The organism is Pseudomonas fluorescens, assembly GCF_001648775.1.
In the GTDB taxonomy this organism is placed as follows: domain Bacteria; phylum Pseudomonadota; class Gammaproteobacteria; order Pseudomonadales; family Pseudomonadaceae; genus Aquipseudomonas; species Aquipseudomonas fluorescens_M.
This window is the reverse complement of the sequence record NZ_LVEJ01000010.1, coordinates 454,906-473,969: the sequence shown is the minus strand read 5'-3', so window position 1 is coordinate 473,969 and position 19,064 is coordinate 454,906. Positions and strand designations below refer to the sequence as shown.

General features: G+C 60.3%; 18 protein-coding genes and 1 pseudogene. 9 read left to right on the top strand and 10 right to left on the bottom strand.

Annotation, left to right across the window (positions count from 1 at the left end):
• Window positions 1-12 precede the first annotated feature (12 nt).
• Entirely contained in the window at window positions 13-1,053 is a 1,041-nt protein-coding gene (locus A8O26_RS12200; protein ID WP_064118220.1) for an Ldh family oxidoreductase, read from the top strand.
• Window positions 1,054-1,235: 182 nt separating this feature from the next.
• On the opposite strand, the gene A8O26_RS12195 is transcribed toward A8O26_RS12200, so the two are convergent.
• Window positions 1,236-1,553, bottom strand: a complete 318-nt coding sequence (locus tag A8O26_RS12195; protein ID WP_016982860.1) for a DUF883 family protein — start codon at window positions 1,551-1,553, stop codon at window positions 1,236-1,238.
• A 154-nt stretch (window positions 1,554-1,707) separates the two neighbouring features.
• Between A8O26_RS12195 and A8O26_RS12190 the strand changes: the two genes are divergently transcribed.
• Window positions 1,708-1,962 carry a hypothetical protein gene (locus A8O26_RS12190; RefSeq protein WP_038363082.1) on the top strand — a complete coding sequence of 85 codons (255 nt, stop codon included), beginning with the start codon at window positions 1,708-1,710 and terminating at the stop codon, window positions 1,960-1,962.
• A gap of 4 nt (window positions 1,963-1,966) precedes the next feature.
• Here the strand turns inward: A8O26_RS12190 and A8O26_RS12185 are convergent, their stop codons facing one another.
• Window positions 1,967-2,875 carry a LysR family transcriptional regulator gene (locus tag A8O26_RS12185; RefSeq protein ID WP_064118219.1) on the bottom strand — a complete coding sequence of 303 codons (909 nt, stop codon included), beginning with the start codon at window positions 2,873-2,875 and terminating at the stop codon, window positions 1,967-1,969.
• Between the two features lie 84 nt (window positions 2,876-2,959).
• Between A8O26_RS12185 and A8O26_RS12180 the strand changes: the two genes are divergently transcribed.
• Window positions 2,960-3,883: a carbon-nitrogen hydrolase family protein gene (locus tag A8O26_RS12180; protein ID WP_064118218.1), complete on the top strand. Its 924-nt coding sequence runs from the start codon at window positions 2,960-2,962 to the stop codon at window positions 3,881-3,883.
• A gap of 126 nt (window positions 3,884-4,009) precedes the next feature.
• On the opposite strand, the gene A8O26_RS12175 is transcribed toward A8O26_RS12180, so the two are convergent.
• The 4 genes from A8O26_RS12175 to A8O26_RS12160 form a co-directional block, all read right to left on the bottom strand.
• Entirely contained in the window at window positions 4,010-4,561 is a 552-nt protein-coding gene (locus A8O26_RS12175; protein ID WP_064118217.1) for a GNAT family N-acetyltransferase, read from the bottom strand.
• Between the two features lie 56 nt (window positions 4,562-4,617).
• On the bottom strand, window positions 4,618-5,091 hold the full coding sequence (locus A8O26_RS12170) for an LEA type 2 family protein (protein WP_064118216.1): 474 nt from the start codon (window positions 5,089-5,091) through the stop codon (window positions 4,618-4,620).
• Window positions 5,092-5,158: 67 nt separating this feature from the next.
• The gene (locus tag A8O26_RS12165) at window positions 5,159-6,625 is read right to left on the bottom strand and encodes a nucleobase:cation symporter-2 family protein (RefSeq protein ID WP_064118215.1); all 1,467 of its coding nucleotides are present in this window, start codon (window positions 6,623-6,625) and stop codon (window positions 5,159-5,161) included.
• Window positions 6,626-6,757: 132 nt separating this feature from the next.
• Window positions 6,758-7,651: a LysR family transcriptional regulator gene (locus tag A8O26_RS12160; protein WP_064118214.1), complete on the bottom strand. Its 894-nt coding sequence runs from the start codon at window positions 7,649-7,651 to the stop codon at window positions 6,758-6,760.
• Between the two features lie 99 nt (window positions 7,652-7,750).
• On the opposite strand from A8O26_RS12160, the gene A8O26_RS12155 reads away from it, so the two are divergent.
• Together A8O26_RS12155 and speB are read left to right on the top strand one after the other, a co-directional pair.
• Window positions 7,751-8,842 carry a polyamine ABC transporter substrate-binding protein gene (locus A8O26_RS12155; RefSeq protein WP_064118213.1) on the top strand — a complete coding sequence of 364 codons (1,092 nt, stop codon included), beginning with the start codon at window positions 7,751-7,753 and terminating at the stop codon, window positions 8,840-8,842.
• A 36-nt stretch (window positions 8,843-8,878) separates the two neighbouring features.
• Window positions 8,879-9,838, top strand: coding sequence for an agmatinase (speB, locus tag A8O26_RS12150; RefSeq protein WP_064118212.1), 960 nt, complete (start codon window positions 8,879-8,881; stop codon window positions 9,836-9,838).
• 154 nt (window positions 9,839-9,992) lie between these two features.
• Here speB and A8O26_RS12145 read toward each other — a convergent pair whose 3' ends face one another.
• Window positions 9,993-11,045 (bottom strand): aldo/keto reductase, encoded by a 1,053-nt coding sequence (locus A8O26_RS12145; RefSeq protein WP_064118211.1) that lies wholly within the window; start codon window positions 11,043-11,045, stop codon window positions 9,993-9,995.
• Window positions 11,046-11,193: 148 nt separating this feature from the next.
• On the opposite strand from A8O26_RS12145, the pseudogene A8O26_RS12140 reads away from it, so the two are divergent.
• The 4 genes and pseudogenes from A8O26_RS12140 (at window position 11,194) to A8O26_RS12125 (ending at window position 13,888) form a co-directional block, all read left to right on the top strand.
• Window positions 11,194-11,532, top strand: a pseudogene (locus tag A8O26_RS12140) (nuclear transport factor 2 family protein).
• 22 nt (window positions 11,533-11,554) lie between these two features.
• Window positions 11,555-12,673 carry a cell division protein ZapE gene (gene zapE / locus A8O26_RS12135; RefSeq protein WP_064118210.1) on the top strand — a complete coding sequence of 373 codons (1,119 nt, stop codon included), beginning with the start codon at window positions 11,555-11,557 and terminating at the stop codon, window positions 12,671-12,673.
• A 17-nt stretch (window positions 12,674-12,690) separates the two neighbouring features.
• On the top strand, window positions 12,691-13,272 hold the full coding sequence (locus A8O26_RS12130; protein WP_064118209.1) for a DinB family protein: 582 nt from the start codon (window positions 12,691-12,693) through the stop codon (window positions 13,270-13,272).
• A gap of 118 nt (window positions 13,273-13,390) precedes the next feature.
• The gene (locus tag A8O26_RS12125; protein ID WP_064118208.1) at window positions 13,391-13,888 is read left to right on the top strand and encodes a GNAT family N-acetyltransferase; all 498 of its coding nucleotides are present in this window, start codon (window positions 13,391-13,393) and stop codon (window positions 13,886-13,888) included.
• 525 nt (window positions 13,889-14,413) lie between these two features.
• On the opposite strand, the gene A8O26_RS12120 is transcribed toward A8O26_RS12125, so the two are convergent.
• The 3 genes from A8O26_RS12120 to A8O26_RS12110 form a co-directional block, all read right to left on the bottom strand.
• Window positions 14,414-14,623: a hypothetical protein gene (locus tag A8O26_RS12120; RefSeq protein ID WP_064118207.1), complete on the bottom strand. Its 210-nt coding sequence runs from the start codon at window positions 14,621-14,623 to the stop codon at window positions 14,414-14,416.
• 184 nt (window positions 14,624-14,807) lie between these two features.
• Window positions 14,808-17,054: a TonB-dependent siderophore receptor gene (locus tag A8O26_RS12115; protein WP_064118206.1), complete on the bottom strand. Its 2,247-nt coding sequence runs from the start codon at window positions 17,052-17,054 to the stop codon at window positions 14,808-14,810.
• A 145-nt stretch (window positions 17,055-17,199) separates the two neighbouring features.
• On the bottom strand, window positions 17,200-18,948 hold the full coding sequence (locus A8O26_RS12110; RefSeq protein ID WP_064118205.1) for a phosphoethanolamine transferase CptA: 1,749 nt from the start codon (window positions 18,946-18,948) through the stop codon (window positions 17,200-17,202).
• Window positions 18,949-19,064 lie beyond the last annotated feature (116 nt).

The following is a 19,064-nucleotide window of genomic DNA, read 5'->3' as shown; positions in this document are numbered from 1 at the left end:
CTGGAGCTTCAGATGTCTGCGCCTCACGATCATGTCTCTGCTGCTGTCTCGCCGGCGCTGTCGCTCGACGCGCTGAAGCAATTGCTCGAAACGATTTTTCTGCGCCACGGCACTTCCAGCGAAGTGGCTCAGGTGCTGGCGGCCAATTGCGCCAACGCCGAGCGCGATGGCGCTCACAGCCACGGTGTCTTTCGCATTCCCGGTTACGTGTCCACCCTGAAAAGCGGCTGGGTCAATGGCCACGCCGTGCCGCAGGTCGAAGATGTCGCGGCGGGTTTTGTCCGTGTCGATGCCGGTAACGGTTTCGCCCAGCCGGCATTGGCTGCTGCCCGGCCATTGCTGGTGGAGAAGGCGCGCAACGCCGGCATCGCCGTGTTGGCGATTCGCAACTCACACCATTTCGCGGCCCTGTGGCCGGACGTCGAACCGTTCGCCGAGGAAGGGCTGGTGGCGCTCAGTGTCGTCAACAGCATGACTTGTGTGGTGCCGCATGGCGCCGACCGGCCGCTGTTCGGCACCAACCCGATTGCCTTTGCCGCGCCGCGGGCCGGCGCCGCGCCGATCGTGTTCGATCTGGCGACCAGTGCCATTGCCCATGGCGATGTGCAAATCGCCGCGCGCAAGGGTGAACGACTGCCGGCGGGGATGGGCGTCGACAGCCTCGGTCAGCCGACCCAGGACCCGAAAGCCATTCTGGAAGGTGGCGCACTGTTGCCGTTTGGCGGGCATAAGGGGTCGGCGTTGTCGATGATGGTGGAGTTGTTGGCAGCGGCGCTGACCGGTGGCAATTTCTCGTTCGAGTTTGACTGGTCGAATCATCCTGGCGCAAAAACCCCGTGGACCGGGCAGTTGCTGATCGTGATCGATCCGAGCAAGGCCGCCGGGCAGAGTTTCGCCGAACGCAGCGAAGAGCTGGTGCGGCAGATGCACGGGGTCGGGCTCAAGCGGCTGCCGGGGGATCGTCGCCATTGGCAGCGCGCCAGATCGCTGGCTGAAGGGATTGTGCTGGATGCGGCGACACTGGCGAGTTTGCGTGAGCTCGCGGGTGTATGAATTAAAAGCCCCTCACCCTGACCCTCTCCCGGAGGGAGAGGGGACTGATTGAGGTGAATGGACGAGGTGCGCCAACGTCAAAGATTGAGCTGAACTGAGGTTTGAAAGCACTAAGCTGTTCGAACCTTGCAGGCATGAAAAAGGCGAACCCGTTGGGTTCGCCTTTTTTGTGCGCGCCTGACTCAGCGACGGCCGAGCAACAAGCCGACCACCAGACCGAAACCGGCCGAGATCGCCACGGTCTGCCACGGGTGGCCGCCGATGTAGCTTTCGGTCGCATCAACCGCCGGTTTGGTGCGATCGCGTACGCTCGACACCGAGTCCAGCGCCTGTTGCAGTTTCAGGGCGATTTGTCCGCGCAAGGTTTCCGCTTCCTCACCGACCAGTGAGGCGCTGCTCTTGAGCAGTTTGTCCGACTCTTCGATCAGAGCCTGAAGTTCGCTGAAGGCTTGATCCTTGATTTGGTCTTCGGCGGCTTGCACGGCGGATTTCCGGGCCATTGGGTGACTCCTTGCAGTTGAATGGACAGTGAACAATGGAGTGTGACGCTTGCTGAAAAGTTGCACTGAATTTAGGCCAGAAAGAAAAACCTGCGCCGGAGATTTACCCCGAGCGTGTAAGATGTCGCCATTTTACGCAGCAGGATAATTCCCCATGAGTTTCAATCTGGCCGACAAATCCCTCGCAGAGCGCGCCGCGCTGGAAGACGAGAAATCCCGTCTGTTCGAACTCTGGCAGAACAATCTGGGCAAAGCCAAAGGCGAAGCCGCGCGGTTGTTCGGCGAGCGCGCCAAGCGCAAGGGCAAATGGGCGGAATGGGTTCGTGCCGAGCTGGACGGCATGTCGCCGCCGGAATTCGCCAACATGGTGCGCAGTGAAGTCAATCGGCTGATGGCCGCCAACAAGTAACGCCTCAGCTGAACGTCGCGGCAATCGCCTCGCGGACCTTGACCACCAGCGGATCGATCGGCGCGCTGGTGCGCCAGCCCAGCTCGATGGGATAACGCGGCAATTGCAGCGGGCAGGGCAGCAGCGCCAGGCCGCTGAGGGCCGCGATGCTTTCGGCGGCATGCGCCGGAATTGTCGCCACCGCCGCACTGCCCTTGAGCAGGTAGGGCAACGCGGCAAAATGGCTGGTTGACGCACACACCCGCCGACTCAAACCCAGCGCCGCCAGACCTTCATCGGTGATGCCGATAAAACCGCCGGACGACACCAGCAGGTGCTCGCGGGCGACAAATTCTTCCAGACTGATCTGTTGTTGTCCGGGCGCCAGGCTCGCCGGGTCGAGCAAACACGCATATCCGCCTTCGCCCAACACCTGACGGCTGAGCAAACGCTCGGCAAAGCCACCAGCGGTGATTGCCAGATCGATGCTGCGCTCCATCAATGCCCGCGCGACGATCTGGCTGTGGGTCTGGCGGAAGATCAGCCGCAGTTTCGGCGCACGGTGGGCGATTTCCTCAATCAAGCGCCGGCCATAGGCGATTTCGAAGTCGTCGGAGAGCCCGATCGTCACCGAGCGACCGTCGTAGTGCTGGGTGGACGGATCGACCATGGCCAGACTCTGCCGGCATTTGTTCAGCGCCTCGCTGACCACCGGTTTCAACTGATTGGCTTTAAGCGTCGGCGCCAGTCCGCGCCCGGTGCGCACGAACAGTTGATCGCCATAGACCTCACGCAAACGACGCAACGCCGCGCTCACCGCTGATTGCGTGACGCCCAGGCGCAGGGCGGCGCGGCTGGCGCTGGATTCTTCATGCAGCGCTTCAAAGACTTTCAGCAGGTTGAGGTCGACGGTTGCGATATTCATTTGGCTCATATCATTCAGCAGCGTTCGGGGCTTTATTCATGATCGCGTGGCGCCGGAGAATCAGCAACACCGGAATCTGATGGAGTGAACGTGATGCCTAAATCAATTGTTGCTGCGCTGCAGATCGGCGCCTTGCCCGGTGGTAAGGGCGAAACCCTGGAACAGATTCTGAGTTGGGAGAACGCTATCCGTGAATCCGCGGCCGCGCTGGTGGTGATGCCGGAGGCCTTGCTCGGTGGCTACCCGAAAGGCGAGGGTTTCGGCACACAGCTGGGTTATCGCTTGCCCGAGGGACGTGAGGCCTATGCGCGTTATTTCGCCAATGCGATTGATGTGCCGGGCGCAGAAACCGAAGCGCTGGCCGGTTTGTCGGCGCGCACCGGGGCCAATCTGGTCATCGGCGTGATCGAACGTGCTGGCAGCACTTTGTATTGCACAGCGTTGTATTTCGATCCGCAGGCCGGGCTGCTCGCCAAGCACCGCAAGTTGATGCCGACCGGCACCGAGCGGTTGATCTGGGGCAAGGGCGACGGCTCGACACTGCCGGTGCTGGAGACCCAGGTCGGCAAGCTGGGCGCGGTGGTGTGCTGGGAAAACATGATGCCGCTGCTGCGCACGGCGATGTACGCCAAGGGCATCGAAGTCTGGTGCGCGCCGACCGTGGATGAACGCGAGATGTGGCAGGTCAGCATGCGCCATATCGCCCATGAGGGTCGTTGCTTTGTGGTCAGTGCCTGCCAGGTGCAGGCTTCGCCGAATGAGCTGGGTGTGGAGATTGCCAATTGGCCGGCGGATCGGCCGCTGATTGCCGGCGGCAGCGTGATCGTCGGGCCGATGGGCGATGTGCTGGCGGGACCGTTGCGCGGTGAGGCGGGGTTGCTGACGGCAGAAATCGATACCGATGAGCTGGTGCGTGCGCGGTATGACTACGATGTGGTCGGCCACTATGCGCGACCGGACGTGTTTGAGCTGTCAGTAGATGAGCGCGCCAAGCCGGGAGTGCGTTTCAACACATGACTCAAGCCTGATAGAGAACCTGTGGGAGCGAGCTTGCTCGCGAAGGCGTCATCACATTCAACATTTGTGTTGACTGATATGCCGCTTTCGCGAGCAAGCTCGCTCCCACAGGGGTTCGTCACAAGCTTAAGTTTTGTGTTGTTGCAGCCATTCTTCGCGGGTGATTTCCCAGATTTCCCGTGGGAAGCGGCCGCTGACGAAATTGTCCTCATCGGTTCGAATCAAACGCATCCCGGCTCGCTCCGAGAGTTTGCGCGAGGCGGTGTTCGGCGCCGCTTTCGGTACGCGCATCAGCGGGCGATCAAGCACGTTGAACCAGTAATCGCTCACCGCCGCTGCTGCTTCGCTCATCAAACCCTGACCTTGCCATGCCGGTGCCAGCCAGAATCCCCGGTGGTTGTCCGGTTGATCCATGAGGCTGATATTGCCGATCAGTTGCTCAGGTGCGCTCTTCAGGCGAATCGACCAGTGCCATTCCTTGCCCGCCGCCAGGGCCGGCAAGGCAATGTCGCGCAAGTAGGTGAGGGCGCCATCGTCCGGGTACGGCCATGGCACGGCAGCGTTCAAATATCGCACCACTTCCCAGTACGGAAAAAGTTGCTGCACGGCTTCGGCATCGGCCAGTTGCATCGGGCGCAGGATCAGTCGTTCGGTGTACAGCGTCGGTGTGTCTTCCATAAACCTGCAGCTTCCCTCATGAATGTCTTTAAGGAACGAGGCAGACTAACGGATTTTTACCAGGTGGCGGCACTGGCCTTGGGCAGGCTGAGCTTGCCGCTGTCGACAAAACGCATGGTGCCGAACAGGCCACCGGCGAGTTTGCCGCGCAACACGTAGGGCAGGTTGTCGAGGGTTTGCGTCTGGCTCAGGCCGAGGGTCTGGCGCAGGACCGAGAACGCCGAGATGCTCACCGGCACGCTGACGATGCTTTCGGAAAAACGCGGGATCGAGCCGCTCTGGTCGCTGACACCCGACGCCAGCGAATGGCCGTTGACTTCCAGATCCAGGGCGATGCCGTTGTAATCGATGGCGGTTTCGTTGGGATTCTGCACGCGCAACTTGATCGCGAAACGCACTTCCAGGTCCTGGCTCGGCAAAGGTTCGAGGCCGACCACGTTGATGTTCACCGGATCACGGTTGGGAAACAGCGCGCAGGCGCTGAGCGACAACAGCAGTAACGACAGAATGACGGCTTGGACACGGCGCATAAACAGTCTCTCAACAAAAAAGGGCTGAACCGTTGCCGGCTCAGCCCTTTCTATTAAAGGCCAGACGTTAGCGGTTCAACTGTGCGACAGCCGTCGCTTGGGCAGGTTCACCTTTGGCCGGCATATCCGGGTTTTCCATGACTTGAAGAATAGAAGCTTCCGGGTCGAAGTCGTCTTCTTCCAGCTCGATGAATTCTTCCGGCAGAAAGATGTTCAGCACGATAGCGCACAACGCACCGACGGTGATCGGCGACTCGAAGATGTTGCGCAACGCTTGCGGCAGCTCGCGCAGGACTTCCGGCACGGCAGCGATGCCCAGGCCCATGCCCAGCGAAATCGCCACGATCAGCATGTTGCGCCGATGCAGGCCGGCTTCGGCGAGGATCTTGATCCCGGCCACGGCGACGGTGCCGAACATCACCAGCTCGGCGCCACCGAGCACCGGTTTCGGCATCAGTTGCAGCACCGCGCCGATCATCGGGAACAAGCCCAGCAGCACCAGCAAACCGGCGATGAAGAAGGCGACGTAGCGGCTGGCCACGCCGGTCAGCTGAATCACGCCGTTGTTCTGCGCGAAAGTCACCATCGGCATACTGTTGAACACTGCCGCCATTGCCGAGTTGAGGCCGTCGGCAAGCAGCCCGGATTTGATCCGGCGAATGTACAGCGGGCCTTTGACCGGTTGCCGCGAAATCATCGAGTTGGCGGTCAGATCACCGGCAGCTTCCAGCGGCGAGACGAGGAAAATCACCGCCACCGGCACGAATGCCACCCAATCGAAGTTGAAGCCGTACTTGAACGGCACTGGCACGCTGACCAGCGGCACCTCAGGCATGGAGGCGAAATCCACCGTGCCCATCAACCATGCCACCACGTAGCCGAGGGTCAGACCGATGACAATCGCGCCAAGGCGCAGGAACGGCACGTCGACGCGGTTCAGCACCACGATGGTGCCGATCACCAGTGCCGCCAGAAACACGTGGCTGGCAGCCCCCAGATCAGGCGCGCCGAAACCGCCGGCGATGTCGGTCATCGCCACTTTGATCAGCGACAGGCCCATCAACGTGATGATCGTGCCGGTCACCACCGGGGTGATCAGCATGCGCAATTTGCCAATGAACTGGCTCAGTACCACTTCGATGAAAGCGGCGAAAAAGCACACGCCGAAGATCGTCGAGAGAATTTCATCGGTGCCGCCACCGCGCGCCTTGACCATGAAACCGGCGCTGAGAATCACGCTGATAAAGGAAAAACTGGTGCCTTGCAGGCACAGCAGTCCCGAACCGACCGGGCCGAAACGCTTGGCCTGAACGAAAGTGCCGAGGCCGGAGACGAACAGCGCCATGCTGATCAGGTACGGAATTTCGCTTTGCAGGCCGAGGGCGCCACCCATGATCAGGGTCGGGGTGATGATGCCGACGAAGCTTGCCAGCACGTGTTGCAGCGCGGCGAATACGGTGGCGGTGAGATGCGGACGGTCGTTGAGGCCGTAGATCAGGTCGTTGTTGCGCGGGGCTTTTTCAGAGGCGGTCATGGTGGTTTGCGTGCCGCGAGGCGGGGCCGGGTCAGAAAATGGAGGCGCAGGATGCCGGAAGAGGGCGGCGAGGGCAACGAGCAATAATTGCCTGAAAGGTCAGGTTTTTCAGGTGTCGGGCGCTAAATCGATTCATGCAAATGCGCTGAGCAGATCTTCTTCAAACGCTTTCTGCGCATCCCCCGGCACCTGCGCCCGGTGTCGGGCCAGATGAAACGCCACCTCAAAACTCAACACACCCTCACGCACCGTTCGCAGCAAACCTTTGTCCTGCCAGCTACGCGCATAGTGATCGGGCAGATAACCGACATGTTTGCCGGACAAAATAAAGGTGAGGGTGCCTTCAACCTGTTCCGACCGCGCCGAACAGACCTTGCCCTGAAACGGCTCGTCACTGCGTAAGAACCGGTACGGATGATCGACCCGGTCACACGCCTCCAGCGCCGCATCGCTGGGCGTCTCATCAGTGAACAGAGGATGGCCCGGCGCACAGTACAAATGTTGGGTTTCGCTGAATAACTGGCGGTAGTCGAACGCGCTTTGCACTTGCGAGAAATAACCGATCGCCAGATCCAGGCGCTGTTGCAGCAGCAGGCGTTCCATTTCCCCGGGCATTGCGCTGATCAGCTCAATGCGCACCGATTCGTCGCGCTCGCGAAAGCGCCGGATCGCCTCAGCGACGCGTTGCAGCACCGATTGATCGACCGCCTCGGAAATGCCCAAACGCACTTCGCCGATCAGACGCCCGGCGACGCCGTTGGATTGATGGCGAAAGGTTTCGATCGATTCAAACAGCGAGCGCACCGCGATCAGCAACTGCTCACCCTTGGGCGTGACGCTGAAACCGGCCTTGCCGCGGCTGCACAATCGGTAACCCAATCGGGTTTCCAGCTTGGCCATCTGCTGGCTGATGCTCGACTGGCTCAGGCCTAGATCCCCTTGGGCCGCACTGAACCCACCGCACTCGACCACCCGCACAAACAGGCGCAACAACTGCAAATCGATGTCGTGGAGTTGACCCAACATCACATTACTCCGCGATAAAGTCAGGATAAAAATTAAGGTATTTTTCTACTGTATCCGACGGCGCATCCTGCAACCACTTCCTCCGGTCAGGTGTTCGTCATGGCTCCCGTGTTCAAGCTGTGTTTCCCCGCGCTGTTGTTGTCGGTGGCTCTCCAGGCCCAGGCCGAGGACAAAACCCTCAACCTCTACAGTTGGGCCGATTATGTGCCGCCGCAAACCCTGCAGCGTTTCGAGCAGGAGACCGGCATCCACGTGCGTTACGACACGTTCGACACCTCCGAGGTGCTGGAAACCAAACTGCTCACCGGCGGCAGTGGCTATGACGTGGTGGTGCCGTCCTCCAGCGTGTTGGCCCGTGGCCTGGCGGCCGGCGCCTTGAAAGACATTCCGCACGAAGGGCTCAAGGGCTACGCCAATCTTGATCCGGACTTGCTGGAGAAGCTCGCGGCGGTCGACCCCGGTAACCGATATGGCGTGCCTTACACGTGGGGCACGCTGGGCCTGGGCATGAACGTCGAAGCGGTGCAACAGCGCTTGCCCGGCGTTGCGCTGAACAGTCTGGATGTGCTGTTCAAGCCCGAATACGCCAGCAAGCTCAAGGATTGCGGCATCGCGATTCTGGATTCGCCGCAGGAAGTCATCGGTCTGGCCCTGCATTACCTCGGTAAAGATCCCTACAGCACTGACAAGAATGATCTGGCCGCTGCCGAGGCGTTGTTGCAGAAACTGCAGCCCTCGGTGCTGTACGTCGCCACCGGGCGGCAGATCAACGACCTGGCCAGCGGCAATGTGTGCCTGGCGCTGACCTATAACGGCGACGCGAGCATGGCCGCCGATCAGGCGCGCAAGGCCAACAAGCCGTTTGAAGTGGCGTACCGCATCCCCCGCGAAGGCACATTGATCTGGCAGGACAATCTGGCCATCCCCAAAGACGCGCCGCACCCCGAAGCCGCGCGGGCGTTCATCGAATTCATGCTGCGCCCGGACTCGGTCGCCGAATTGACCAACACGCTGTTTTTCGCCACCGCCAATCAGGCAGCGACGCCGTTGGTGGATGAAGCGGTGCGCACCGATCCGGACATCTATCCGCCGGCCGAGGTGCGTGAGCGGCTGTATGCCGATCGCAGCATGAGCCTCAAGGACATGCGTCAGCGCACTCGTTTGTGGACCACTTTCCGTAGCCGCCAATAACCGCCAATAACCGCTAATAACAACAGGAGCACACCGATGGACGTGCCAATGCAAAACGACCAGGCCATGACCCGCGACAGCCTTTACGGCACCGCCGCTGAAAGCACCTACGCCGGGATCACCAGTTTCATGCGCCGGCGTTACAGCCGCGACTTGCGCGGCGTTGATGTCGCGGTCAGCGGCGTGCCGTTCGACACCGCGACCAGCAATCGCCCGGGCGCACGCTTCGGGCCTCGCGGGATTCGCGCCGCGTCCACCGGGATCGCCTGGGAACGCCACTGGCCATGGACGTTTGACCCGTTCGATCATCTGGCGGTGATCGATTACGGCGACTGCGATTTCGATTACGGCTCGCCGCAGAGCATCCCGCAAAGCATCGAAGCGCATGCCGAGCACATTCTCAACGCCGGCAGCGCGATGCTGACCTTCGGTGGCGATCATTTCATCAGCTACCCGCTGCTCAAGGCCCATGCGCGCAAACATGGCACGCTGTCGCTGATCCACTTCGACGCGCACAGCGACACCTGGCCGGACGAGGCGGGCCAGCGGGTCGATCACGGCACCATGTTCTGGCACGCAGCGCGCGAAGGCCTGGTCGATCCGGCGCGTTCGGTGCAGATCGGTTTGCGCACCACCAACGACGATCATATGGGCTTTCAGGTGCTCGATGCCCGGCAAGTGCATCGGCGCGGCTGCGACGCGATTGTCGAAGCGATTCGTGCGCGGGTCGGCGATAACCCGGTGTACCTGACGTTCGACATTGACTGTCTCGATCCGGCTTTCGCGCCCGGCACCGGCACGCCTGTCTGCGGTGGCTTGAGCACTGTGCAAGCGCTGGAGATTCTTGGTGGTTTGCGCGGAATCAACCTGGTGGGCATGGACGTGGTGGAAGTCGCCCCGGCCTACGACCACGCCGACGTCACCTCGCTGGCAGCGGCCACCCTGGCGATGGAAATGCTCTGCCTGTACGCCGCCAGACACAAGGTCGATATTTAATCAGCACAACATAACCCCTGTGGGAGCGAGCCTGCTCGCGAAGGCGTCAATTCAGGCGCCATCGCTGTTGAATGACAGACCGCTTTCGCGAGCAGGCTCGCTCCCACATGGGGTCCTCGATCCCTTGCAGGAGCCCGCTTTCGAAGGCCTCGATTCAGGCGGCCGGGATGATCGGCAGGTCCAGCGTTTGCGGGCCGGTAAAGCGCGGTGTGGCACTGGCAATCGTCTCGTGCGGTACACCGGCCGGCACGCTGCTGCTGTCTTCAAGGCGCGCCATGTGTTGTTCGCTCAGTTGCACCTCGAGTGCGCCGAGGGTGGCGTCGAGTTGTTCGCGGGTGCGCGAGCCGAGGATCGGAATCAGCGCGGTAGTCGAGCGTCGGGCTTTTTCGCGAAGCCAGGCGATGGCGACATGGGTCGGGCTGGCGTCGATTTCTGCGGCTACGGCCAGCAACGTATCGAGCAGGGCGGTTTCGCGGGCGCTTTTTTCCGCATGCACCAACATGCCGAGTTTGCTCGCACGATTGTTGTCATCGCCGCCGCGATATTTGCCCGTGAGGAAGCCGCCGGCCAAAGGTGACCACAGGGTTGCCGCCAGGCCAAGTGCTTCAGCCATCGGTAGCAATTCGCGCTCGGCAGTGCGCTCGGCGAGGCTGTATTCGACTTGAATCGCTGCAATCGGCGCAAAGCCACGCAGTTCTGCCAACACGTCAGCGCGGGAAACGCGCCACGCCGGGAAGTTCGACAAACCGGCGTAGTGGATCTTGCCGGCGCGCACCAGGTCATCAAAACCACGCAGGATTTCTTCCATCGGCGTCACGCCATCGGTCACGTGCGCCCAGAACAAATCAATGTGATCGGTGTTCAGGCGTTTAAGGCTTTCCTCAACCGCGCGAATCATGTTTTTACGGCTGTTGCCAGTGTGGGAAATGCCGTCGGCCGGGGTTGTGCCCATGCTGTATTTGGTGGCAATCACCAGGCGATCACGTTCCGGGGCGATGAATTCGCTGAGCATCGATTCCGACTGCCCGCCTTGATAGCCATTGGCGGTATCAATGAAATTACCGCCGGCCTCGAGGAAGCCATCAAAGATGCGTTTGGCTTCGTCACGTTCGGCGCCGTGGCCCCAACCGGTGCCGAAGTTGCCGGCGCCGAGCGCCAGTTCAGAAACACGCAGACCGGTTTTGCGGCCGAAAACCTTGTAATGCATGGCAACGTCCTCAATGGAAATTCGTCTGGTTTGATAAAATTACGGTCGAAATATTTCGCCAAGATTATGCCGATAATATTCGCTGTCAAGACGCTTGCCGCTCAACGGTCAAACCTGCTCATCACCGGCGCCAGACTCCTGCCATTTTCTGACACCAGGCTCTGCACTGGCCCCGGCGATCGCTGCGTACCTTGACGCGGCCAACGCGCGTGATACCCGTCGCGTCGGCAGTTTTTTTGCCGAGGATGCCAACGTGTTCGATGAAGGCCAGGATCAGATCGGCCCGCAAGCCATTGCGCAATGGATGCAAGACACCGCGCAACGCTATCAACTGCGGGTCGAAGTGCTCGACGTGTAGCAGCGCACCGGCAAAGTGCTGGTGCACGGCCTGATCAGCGGGACGTTTCCCGGCAGCCCGGCGCAATTGCGCTACACGTTGCGCCTCAACAACCAAGGCAAAATCGCCCGGCTGGATATTTCTCTGTAGGCATCGTGGCATACTGCCGCGCATGACTTTCGACTCTCCTCTCAGCGCCTGGCAACACGCCGTTCAGCACAAGGGCTTCATCCAGGATGAAGCCCAGGAACACGCAGTCTGGGCGTTGCAAAAATGCCATGAAGCCCTGCACGCCGGTGCCCGATCGGTCGCCGGCGTTTATCTATGGGGGTCGGTCGGACGCGGCAAGACCTGGCTGATGGACCAGTTCTATCAGAGCCTGCGGGTGCCGGCGCGACGGCAGCATTTCCACCATTTCATGGGCTGGGTGCACCAGCGCTCGTTTCAGCTCAGCGGGATTGCCGACCCGTTGCGCGCACTGGCTAAAGAACTCGCCAGCGAAGTGCGGGTGCTGTGTTTCGATGAACTGTTCGTCAACGACATCGGTGACGCGATCATTCTCGGTCGCCTGTTTCAGGTGATGTTCGATGAAGGCGTGGTGATCGTTTGCACCTCCAACCTGCCGCCGGATGATTTGTATGCCGATGGCTTCAACCGTGACCGGTTTGTCCCGGCGATTGCCGCGATCAAGGCGCACATGCAAGTGGTCGCGGTGAACGGCGCCGAGGATCATCGGCTGCATCCGGGCGCGCTGGAACAACGCTACTTTGTTGCCACAGCGGGCTCGGCCAGCGCGTTACAGCAAGTCTTTGAAACGCTGACGGCGGGACAATCGGCTCACGCTGAAGCGGTGTCGGTCGGCCATCGACAATTGCACGTGGTGCAGGCCAGCGAAACGGTGTTGTGGTGTCGCTACGCCGATCTCTGCGAGCAACCTTTCGCCGCGATGGACTTCATCACGCTGTGCGACACCTACCGCGCTATTCTGTTGAGCGACGTCCCCAACCTCAGCGCACAGAAGCGCGAAGGGCGCATCGCGCGCGGAACCGAAGATGGCGCCGAACGCGTGGTGGCGGGGGATCGTGAGTTGCCGCAGTTGTCCGTTCACGACGACGGGGTGCGGCGTTTCATTGCCTTGGTCGACGAGTGCTACGACCGCAAGGTGCCGCTGTATGTCGAGGCGCAGGTGCCGATGGACGCGCTGTACACCGAGGGTTATCTGGAATTCCCGTTCCGCCGCACCCTCAGTCGTTTGCAGGAGATGCAACTGCAGCGCTTTGCCGAAGCTTGAGTGAAGAGGGCGCAATCATGACCCAGCCGCTGTCCCATCATTTGCTGACCATGGCTTACCAAAATGCCTGGGCCAATCACCGTTTGGCCAAGGCCTGGACGCAACTTGACGCGGCCGATCTAGTGGCGCCACGGGTGAGCTTCTTTCCAGGCATTCGCCTGACCCTCAATCACATCCTGACCTGCGACTGGTTCTACGTCGATGCGCTGGAACGCGAGTTGCGTGGTGCGGAGCCGCATCCGGATTGTTATGTGTTTTTCAATCAGGACGAGCCGTTCACTGACGCGCAACCACTGCGCGAAGAGCAGGCCCACGTCGATCGGCGACTGATCGCTTATTGCGAGCAATTGCGCGATGCCGAGCTGGCCCGCATCGTCACCATCGCCCGCGACACACCGCAGCACGACAGCCGTCTGCGCATGCTCTCGCACCTGTTCGAGCATCAGATCCATCACCGTGGCCAGGTGCACGCGATGCTCAGTGATACGCCGGTGCAGCCGCCGCAACTGGATGAATTCTTTTGCGCCGGCGAAAGCACTCTGCGCGCCGAAGACTTTGCCGAACTGGGCTGGACTGAAGAGTTGATCTGGGGCCACTGATCAAGCGAACGATCTTTTGCATTTGCCGGTTGCCCGGCGGATCACGCCCGCGCTAAGGTCAGGTTGCCTTTCAGTGCGCACTTTGCGCGCCGGGGCTTTTGTGTGTTCGGGGATGGAAATGGATTCCGCAGAAATTCTTGTACTTCAAGCCAGCTACAGCAATCCAACGCACGCCGAGGCCATCGGTATCGTGCTCAATCATTATGCAGAAGACCCCATGGGCGGCGGTCATCCGCTCGACCCTGACTTGCTGCGCCGACTGCCTGATGAGCTGGCCCGACGCCCGCATGCGTTCAGTGTGCTGGCCTTCGTCGGGGGCGAGCCGGCCGGGCTGGTCAACTGCTTTGAAGGCTTCTCGACGTTTGCCTGCAAACCGCTGGTCAACGTGCATGACGTGGCCGTGGTCAGCAAATTCCGCGGCTTGGGTCTGAGCCAGAAAATGCTGCAAAAAGTTGAAGAAATCGCCCGTCAGCGCGGTTGCTGCAAGATCACCCTCGAAGTGCTGGAAGGCAACGCCGTGGCGCAGGGCTCCTATCGCAAGTTCGGCTTCGCGCCGGGCATGTTCGACCCGGCCCACGGGCAGATGCTGTTCTGGATCAAAAACCTCCAAGCCTAGAAGCCCCTCACCCTAGCCCTCTCCCAAAGGGAGAGGGGACTGACCGAGGTGTTTGGGCGAAGTACGCCGACCTGAAACATCAAGCCGAACTCAGGTTTTGAAAAGCACACAAAACAGCTCCTGTGTCTTGGAAGAGGGGACTGACCGAGGTGTTTGGGCGAAGTACGCCGACCTGAAACATCAAGCCGAACTCAGGTTTCGAAAAGCACACAAAACAGCTCCTGTGTCTTGGGAGAGGGGACTGACCGAGGTGTTTGGGCGAGATACGCCGATCTGAAACATCAAGCCGAACTCAGGTTTTGAAAAGCATGAAAATCGGCTCCCTTTCCCCCTCGCCCCTTTGGGGAGAGGGTTGGGGTGAGGGGGTTGGATCTTGCTGACCCAACCCTCTCTGCGAACTCGCGACAGCATAAGGTCGAACACCCCGCTCAATGCCCATAAAAAAGGCGCCCAATCAGGGCGCCAAACTGTCTTCTCCCAGGCCAGAGCGGAGCCATGGAAGGTCCATCGGTTGCTCGGTCGATCTCAGTTACGGTACGACTCGGTCACTTGCGCCGTCTGATCGGCGGGAACGCGAATTTCTTTCGCGTTGGCGTCGCTCTTCTGCGCGCTCTGGTCGTGGTGGACCGGGAAGTTGTCGTAGTAATAGTGCATGCGCTCAGCGCCGCCTTCGGCAAAAACGCTGGCAGAACCCAAGGCAAACAGCCCGGCAAGAATTGCGGTAGTGATTTTCATGGTGCCTCCTACTGAACAAGTGGGAGCCGTTCGTCCATGAAGCAGATCTCGAAAGAGAGTCTGTGCGGCATGAATTAACACCGGGTTAACGCCCGTTCAGTGTAGGTTTTGCAGCATGTTGCGAGGCACTATCGGACAGACGCGACACACCTGAAACCACGGTGTGCCGTGCCTGGAGGTGGGGTCAGAGCTTCCAGTCGAGGCTCAGGGTGACGGTGCGCGGGTCACCCCAGTACACGCCGTTGTAGAAGCCGACATTGTCGTAGTACTTCTTGTCGAACAGGTTGTTGACGTTGAGTGACGCCGACAGGTGTCGATCGAACTCGTAGCGCGACATCAGGTTGACGACGGTGTAGGCGTCCTGACTGATGCGCGTGCGTTCGGTGATGATGCGCCCATTGGCGCCGCGCCCGACCGGGCGATTGGCAGTGCCGTAGACGTCGCTCTGCCAGTTCACCGCGCCACCCACGGTCAGCGCGTTCCAGTTGCCCGGCAGGCGATAAGCCGTGGACAAGCGGAACATGTTCAGCGGTTGGTTGGTGTTGCTGCGTTGCTTTTCGCCATTGGCCGAGTGGGTGTAGGTGTAGCCGGCGGTCATGTTCCAGCCAGCGAGGATTTCCCCAGACACTTCGGCTTCGAAGCCGTTGACCTTGTTGCCCTTGCCACCGCTCTTGTAGAACTCCTCGCCGGTCGCCGGGTCTGGCGGTACCGAGTCATCCACCTCGGCGATGTTGTCCTGTTTGCTCCAGAACAGCGCGGTCGACAGATTCAGGCGCTCTTCGAGCAGACTGCCCTTGAGGCCCAACTCGTAATTGCTGCCGACCACCGGCTCCAGGTATTTGCGGTTGCTGTCGCGATTGCTTTGCGGCTTGAAAATGTCGGTGTAGCTGACGTACGCGGTGTATTCCGGCGTCAGGTCGTAGAGCAGGCCCGCGTAGGGTGTCCAGATGTCATTCTGGCGCTGACTGGTCGCATCGACGCTGCTCAACTGCAATTGGCTGTCGTAGTAACTGTCGCGGCTGGATTCTTCCCAACTGCCATAACGGCTGCCGAGCACGGCATGCAATTCGTCGGTGAGGCTCAGGCGCGTGGCCAGGTAACCAGCCTTCTGCAGGGTCTTGCTTTTGGAACCGTTCAGGCCAGTCACGGTGTCAGGGAATTTGCCGATATTGCCCATGTACTTCCAGTCACGAATGCTTTCGTAATCCGCCGCGCGCGGGCCGTCAACGGTGTAGGGCGAATCGGCGCGGTATTCGGCTTCGCCATAACCGAGCATCAACTCATGTTCACGCCCCAGCAACGAGTAAGGGCCGGAGACGTTGAAGTCGTAAGCCTTCATGTTCTGATCGCCGATCATGTGCCCCATATAGGCGGTCATTCCGCTGCGATCAGCCTCGGGGAAACCGCCACCCCCGTAGTAAGTCTTGCCGTCGGAATCACTTTTGCGGTGGGTGTACGCCGCTTTCAGGTGCCAGCCGCCGGCCAGCTGTTGATCGAGCGTGGCGAAGGCCGTCTTGTCGCGCAGCGGCCAGGAGCTCCACGAAGTCGCCATGTTGGTCGACCGCCCGAGCCCGGCCTTGCTGCCATCGGCATTCCAGTACGGCACCGTCCCCCAGGATGTGCCTTGAACCTGTTTGTCCTGATAGTCATACCCCACCGCCAACACGGTGGACTCGGTCAGATCGGCCTCGAGAATGCCGTAGCCCACCTCGCGTTGCAGGGCGTATTTGTCGCGGACCGACTGACTGTCGCGATACGCCAGCACCGTGCGGCCGCGCAAACGGCCATCGAAGGCCAGCGGTCCGCCGACGTCCACGTAACTGTAGTAATCGTCGTAGCTGCCACCGCTGACCCCGGCCAGCGCCTGCAATTGGGCGGTCGGCCGCTTGCGCACCATGTTGATGGTTGCCGACGGATCGCCGGCGCCCGTGGTCAGGCCTGTCGCACCGCGTACCACCTCGATGCGATCGTAGATGATGGTATCGGCGTCGGACTTCATCCGGCCGAAAGTGTTGAGCATCCCGTCAATCTGGAAGTTATTGATCGCATAGCCGCGCGACGAATAGCCGACCCGATCCGAGTCGAGATGTTGGACCACCACGCCCGTGGTCTGGCGCATGGCTTCGGTCAATGTACCGAGTTTGAAATCGTCCATCTGCTGACGGGTCACCACGGACACCGATTGCGGGGTTTGCTTGATCGACAGGTTCAGGCGGGTCGCGGTGCTCATGGCGCCGGTGGTGTAGGACTCGGTGTTTTCGGTGGTGCTGCCCAGGCCTTCGGCGCTGACGTTGGTCGCGGCCAGTTCGAGAGCCGGTGCGGCGGACTCCGGTGGCTTTTCAGCATCGTTTTCAGCCAACAGATCAGCGCTCAAAGCAGCGCTGCAGAGACCCAGGGTGAGGGTCATGGAACGGGTAATGGGCGCGAACATCGCAGCCGACTCCTTGTCGTCGAGGGAAAGTTTCCTTTGGTTCAAAGACGAAGAGGCTGGATGCGATTTAGTAACAAACGAGAAATATTATTATCTGAAGGTGTTTCGGGCATTAAAAAAGGGGCCGTTGGAGGCCCCTTTGGTTTTACTGCTCTGTGGCGTCCGCGACGGCCGCCTCGGGTTTTTTCGGCTTCATCAGGCTGAAGTCGATCAACGCGCGCTGTTCGGTCTGGTAGGGGTCGCCGATCAGCAGCGGGCGCGCCTTGAAGCTGTCGCTGACCAGGCTTTTGCTGTGGTCGAGTTCATCAAAACTCAAACCCGCGAGGTCGGCCCAGGTGTGGATCAGGTGCGAACTGCTGTACGGGCGATCCAGATCGCCGACAAAGTTCCAGTCGTGGGTGGCTTTCCACTTCGGCGATGCCCAGGCCATGAACGGAATGGTGTACATCGGTGCGGTCGGTTTGTTTTCGTTGCGACCCAAGGTCTTGTGGCCCACCGAGTCGAACACGTCTTCACCGTGATCCGAGAGGTACAGCAAGAAGCCGTTCGGATCGGATTTGGCGTAATCCTTGATCAGGCTCGACACGACAAAATCGTTGTACAGCACGGCATTGTCGTAGCTGTTGTAGGTGGGTACCTGGTCGTCACGCACGCCGGCTGGCACGCCGGTGCGGTCCTGAAACTTGTCGAACGTCGGCGGATAACGGTACTGGTAGCTCATGTGCGTGCCGAGCAAATGCACAACGATCAGCTTGCGCGGGGCCGCATCAGCCAGTGCCTTGTTGAACGGCTCGATCACGTCGCCATCGTATTGCGCGGCGTTCTGGTTGCGGTTGTTGTTCAGGTACACCTGCTCGTCAGCCTGTTCGGAGAACGTCGTGAGCATGGTGTTGCGCTTGGTCATGGTCTGCTGATTGGTGATCCAGAAGGTCTTGTAGCCTGCCTGTTTCATCATGCTGACCAGCGATGGCGTGGACAGGTACAGATCCGGATGCTCTTCGTCAGCGAAGGTCAGCACTTGCTGCAATGCTTCGATGGTGTACGGGCGCGGGGTGACGACGTTGTCGAACACCGCCAGTTGATCCTTGAGTTTGTCCAGTTCCGGCGTGGTGTTGCGCTGATAGCCGTAGAGGCTCATGCGCTGACGGTTGGTCGACTCACCGATGACCAGCACCAAGGTCTTCGGCTGATCGGCCGCCGCGTCCTTGAGGTTTTTCAGAGGCGGGATCTTGCTGACGTTATGCAGCATGCCCTGCATGTCGGCGAGGGTATCCAGGTAACGGTGATAAGCCACAGCCATCTGCCACGGCACCGCCGGCTCGATACGGGTTTCGAATTTTTCGAAGCCCTGTTCGAAGTTACCCATTCTCATGGTCTGTTTGACCAGCGGATAACCGACTACTGCGATCACGATGGCCGTCGCTGCTACCAGCGCGCGGCCACGGGGCATGTACACCGGGCGCAGGCGTGTCCACAGGAAGTAGGCGAACGCGGTGTGGGCGAGGAACGCTGCGACCATCCACCAGGCAAAGTACTGGGTCATGTACTCGCCCGCTTCAGAGATGTTCGACTCGAACATGATGAAGATGACGCTCTGCGAAAATTCCTGCTGATAGATGAAGAAGTAACCCAGGCTGGCCATCGAGCAAGCCCACAGCACCACGCCGATCAATGCCGCCAGCAGTTTGGTGCGCTTGGGGAACAGCAGCATCGGCGCCAGCCAGAGCGCGCTCATGAAGAACGCCTGACGGAATCCGCTAAAACCGGAGGTGCCGGTCAGCTGGATCAGCAGTTGGGTGATACCCGAGAAGTACCAGAAAAATACAAATAGCCAGAGAAGACCGGCCCAGTCGAAACCTGTCGCAGTCGTTTTGCTGCGTTTGAACAATGCCATTCGGCGCTCCAGCTCATTCGTTACAACCACCGCCGGAACATCCATGAAGCCGACGAACGGAGGCCGTACACGCAGGTACGGCCAGAATGGGGCGGAGTATTACGAAGCGAATGTGA

Coding starts and splice junctions, on each gene's coding strand:
- A8O26_RS12165 (WP_064118215.1), bottom strand. CDS start 6,625: ATGACCGCCTCTGAAAAAGCCCCGCGCAACAACGACCTGATCTACGGC.
- A8O26_RS12130 (WP_064118209.1), top strand. CDS start 12,691: ATGACCCAGCCGCTGTCCCATCATTTGCTGACCATGGCTTACCAAAAT.
- A8O26_RS12180 (WP_064118218.1), top strand. CDS start 2,960: ATGCCTAAATCAATTGTTGCTGCGCTGCAGATCGGCGCCTTGCCCGGT.
- A8O26_RS12125 (WP_064118208.1), top strand. CDS start 13,391: ATGGATTCCGCAGAAATTCTTGTACTTCAAGCCAGCTACAGCAATCCA.
- A8O26_RS12175 (WP_064118217.1), bottom strand. CDS start 4,561: ATGGAAGACACACCGACGCTGTACACCGAACGACTGATCCTGCGCCCG.
- A8O26_RS12155 (WP_064118213.1), top strand. CDS start 7,751: ATGGCTCCCGTGTTCAAGCTGTGTTTCCCCGCGCTGTTGTTGTCGGTG.
- A8O26_RS12120 (WP_064118207.1), bottom strand. CDS start 14,623: ATGAAAATCACTACCGCAATTCTTGCCGGGCTGTTTGCCTTGGGTTCT.
- A8O26_RS12200 (WP_064118220.1), top strand. CDS start 13: ATGTCTGCGCCTCACGATCATGTCTCTGCTGCTGTCTCGCCGGCGCTG.
- A8O26_RS12195 (WP_016982860.1), bottom strand. CDS start 1,553: ATGGCCCGGAAATCCGCCGTGCAAGCCGCCGAAGACCAAATCAAGGAT.
- speB (WP_064118212.1), top strand. CDS start 8,879: ATGGACGTGCCAATGCAAAACGACCAGGCCATGACCCGCGACAGCCTT.
- A8O26_RS12190 (WP_038363082.1), top strand. CDS start 1,708: ATGAGTTTCAATCTGGCCGACAAATCCCTCGCAGAGCGCGCCGCGCTG.
- zapE (WP_064118210.1), top strand. CDS start 11,555: ATGACTTTCGACTCTCCTCTCAGCGCCTGGCAACACGCCGTTCAGCAC.
- A8O26_RS12160 (WP_064118214.1), bottom strand. CDS start 7,651: ATGTTGGGTCAACTCCACGACATCGATTTGCAGTTGTTGCGCCTGTTT.
- A8O26_RS12115 (WP_064118206.1), bottom strand. CDS start 17,054: ATGTTCGCGCCCATTACCCGTTCCATGACCCTCACCCTGGGTCTCTGC.
- A8O26_RS12110 (WP_064118205.1), bottom strand. CDS start 18,948: ATGGCATTGTTCAAACGCAGCAAAACGACTGCGACAGGTTTCGACTGG.
- A8O26_RS12145 (WP_064118211.1), bottom strand. CDS start 11,045: ATGCATTACAAGGTTTTCGGCCGCAAAACCGGTCTGCGTGTTTCTGAA.
- A8O26_RS12185 (WP_064118219.1), bottom strand. CDS start 2,875: ATGAGCCAAATGAATATCGCAACCGTCGACCTCAACCTGCTGAAAGTC.
- A8O26_RS12170 (WP_064118216.1), bottom strand. CDS start 5,091: ATGCGCCGTGTCCAAGCCGTCATTCTGTCGTTACTGCTGTTGTCGCTC.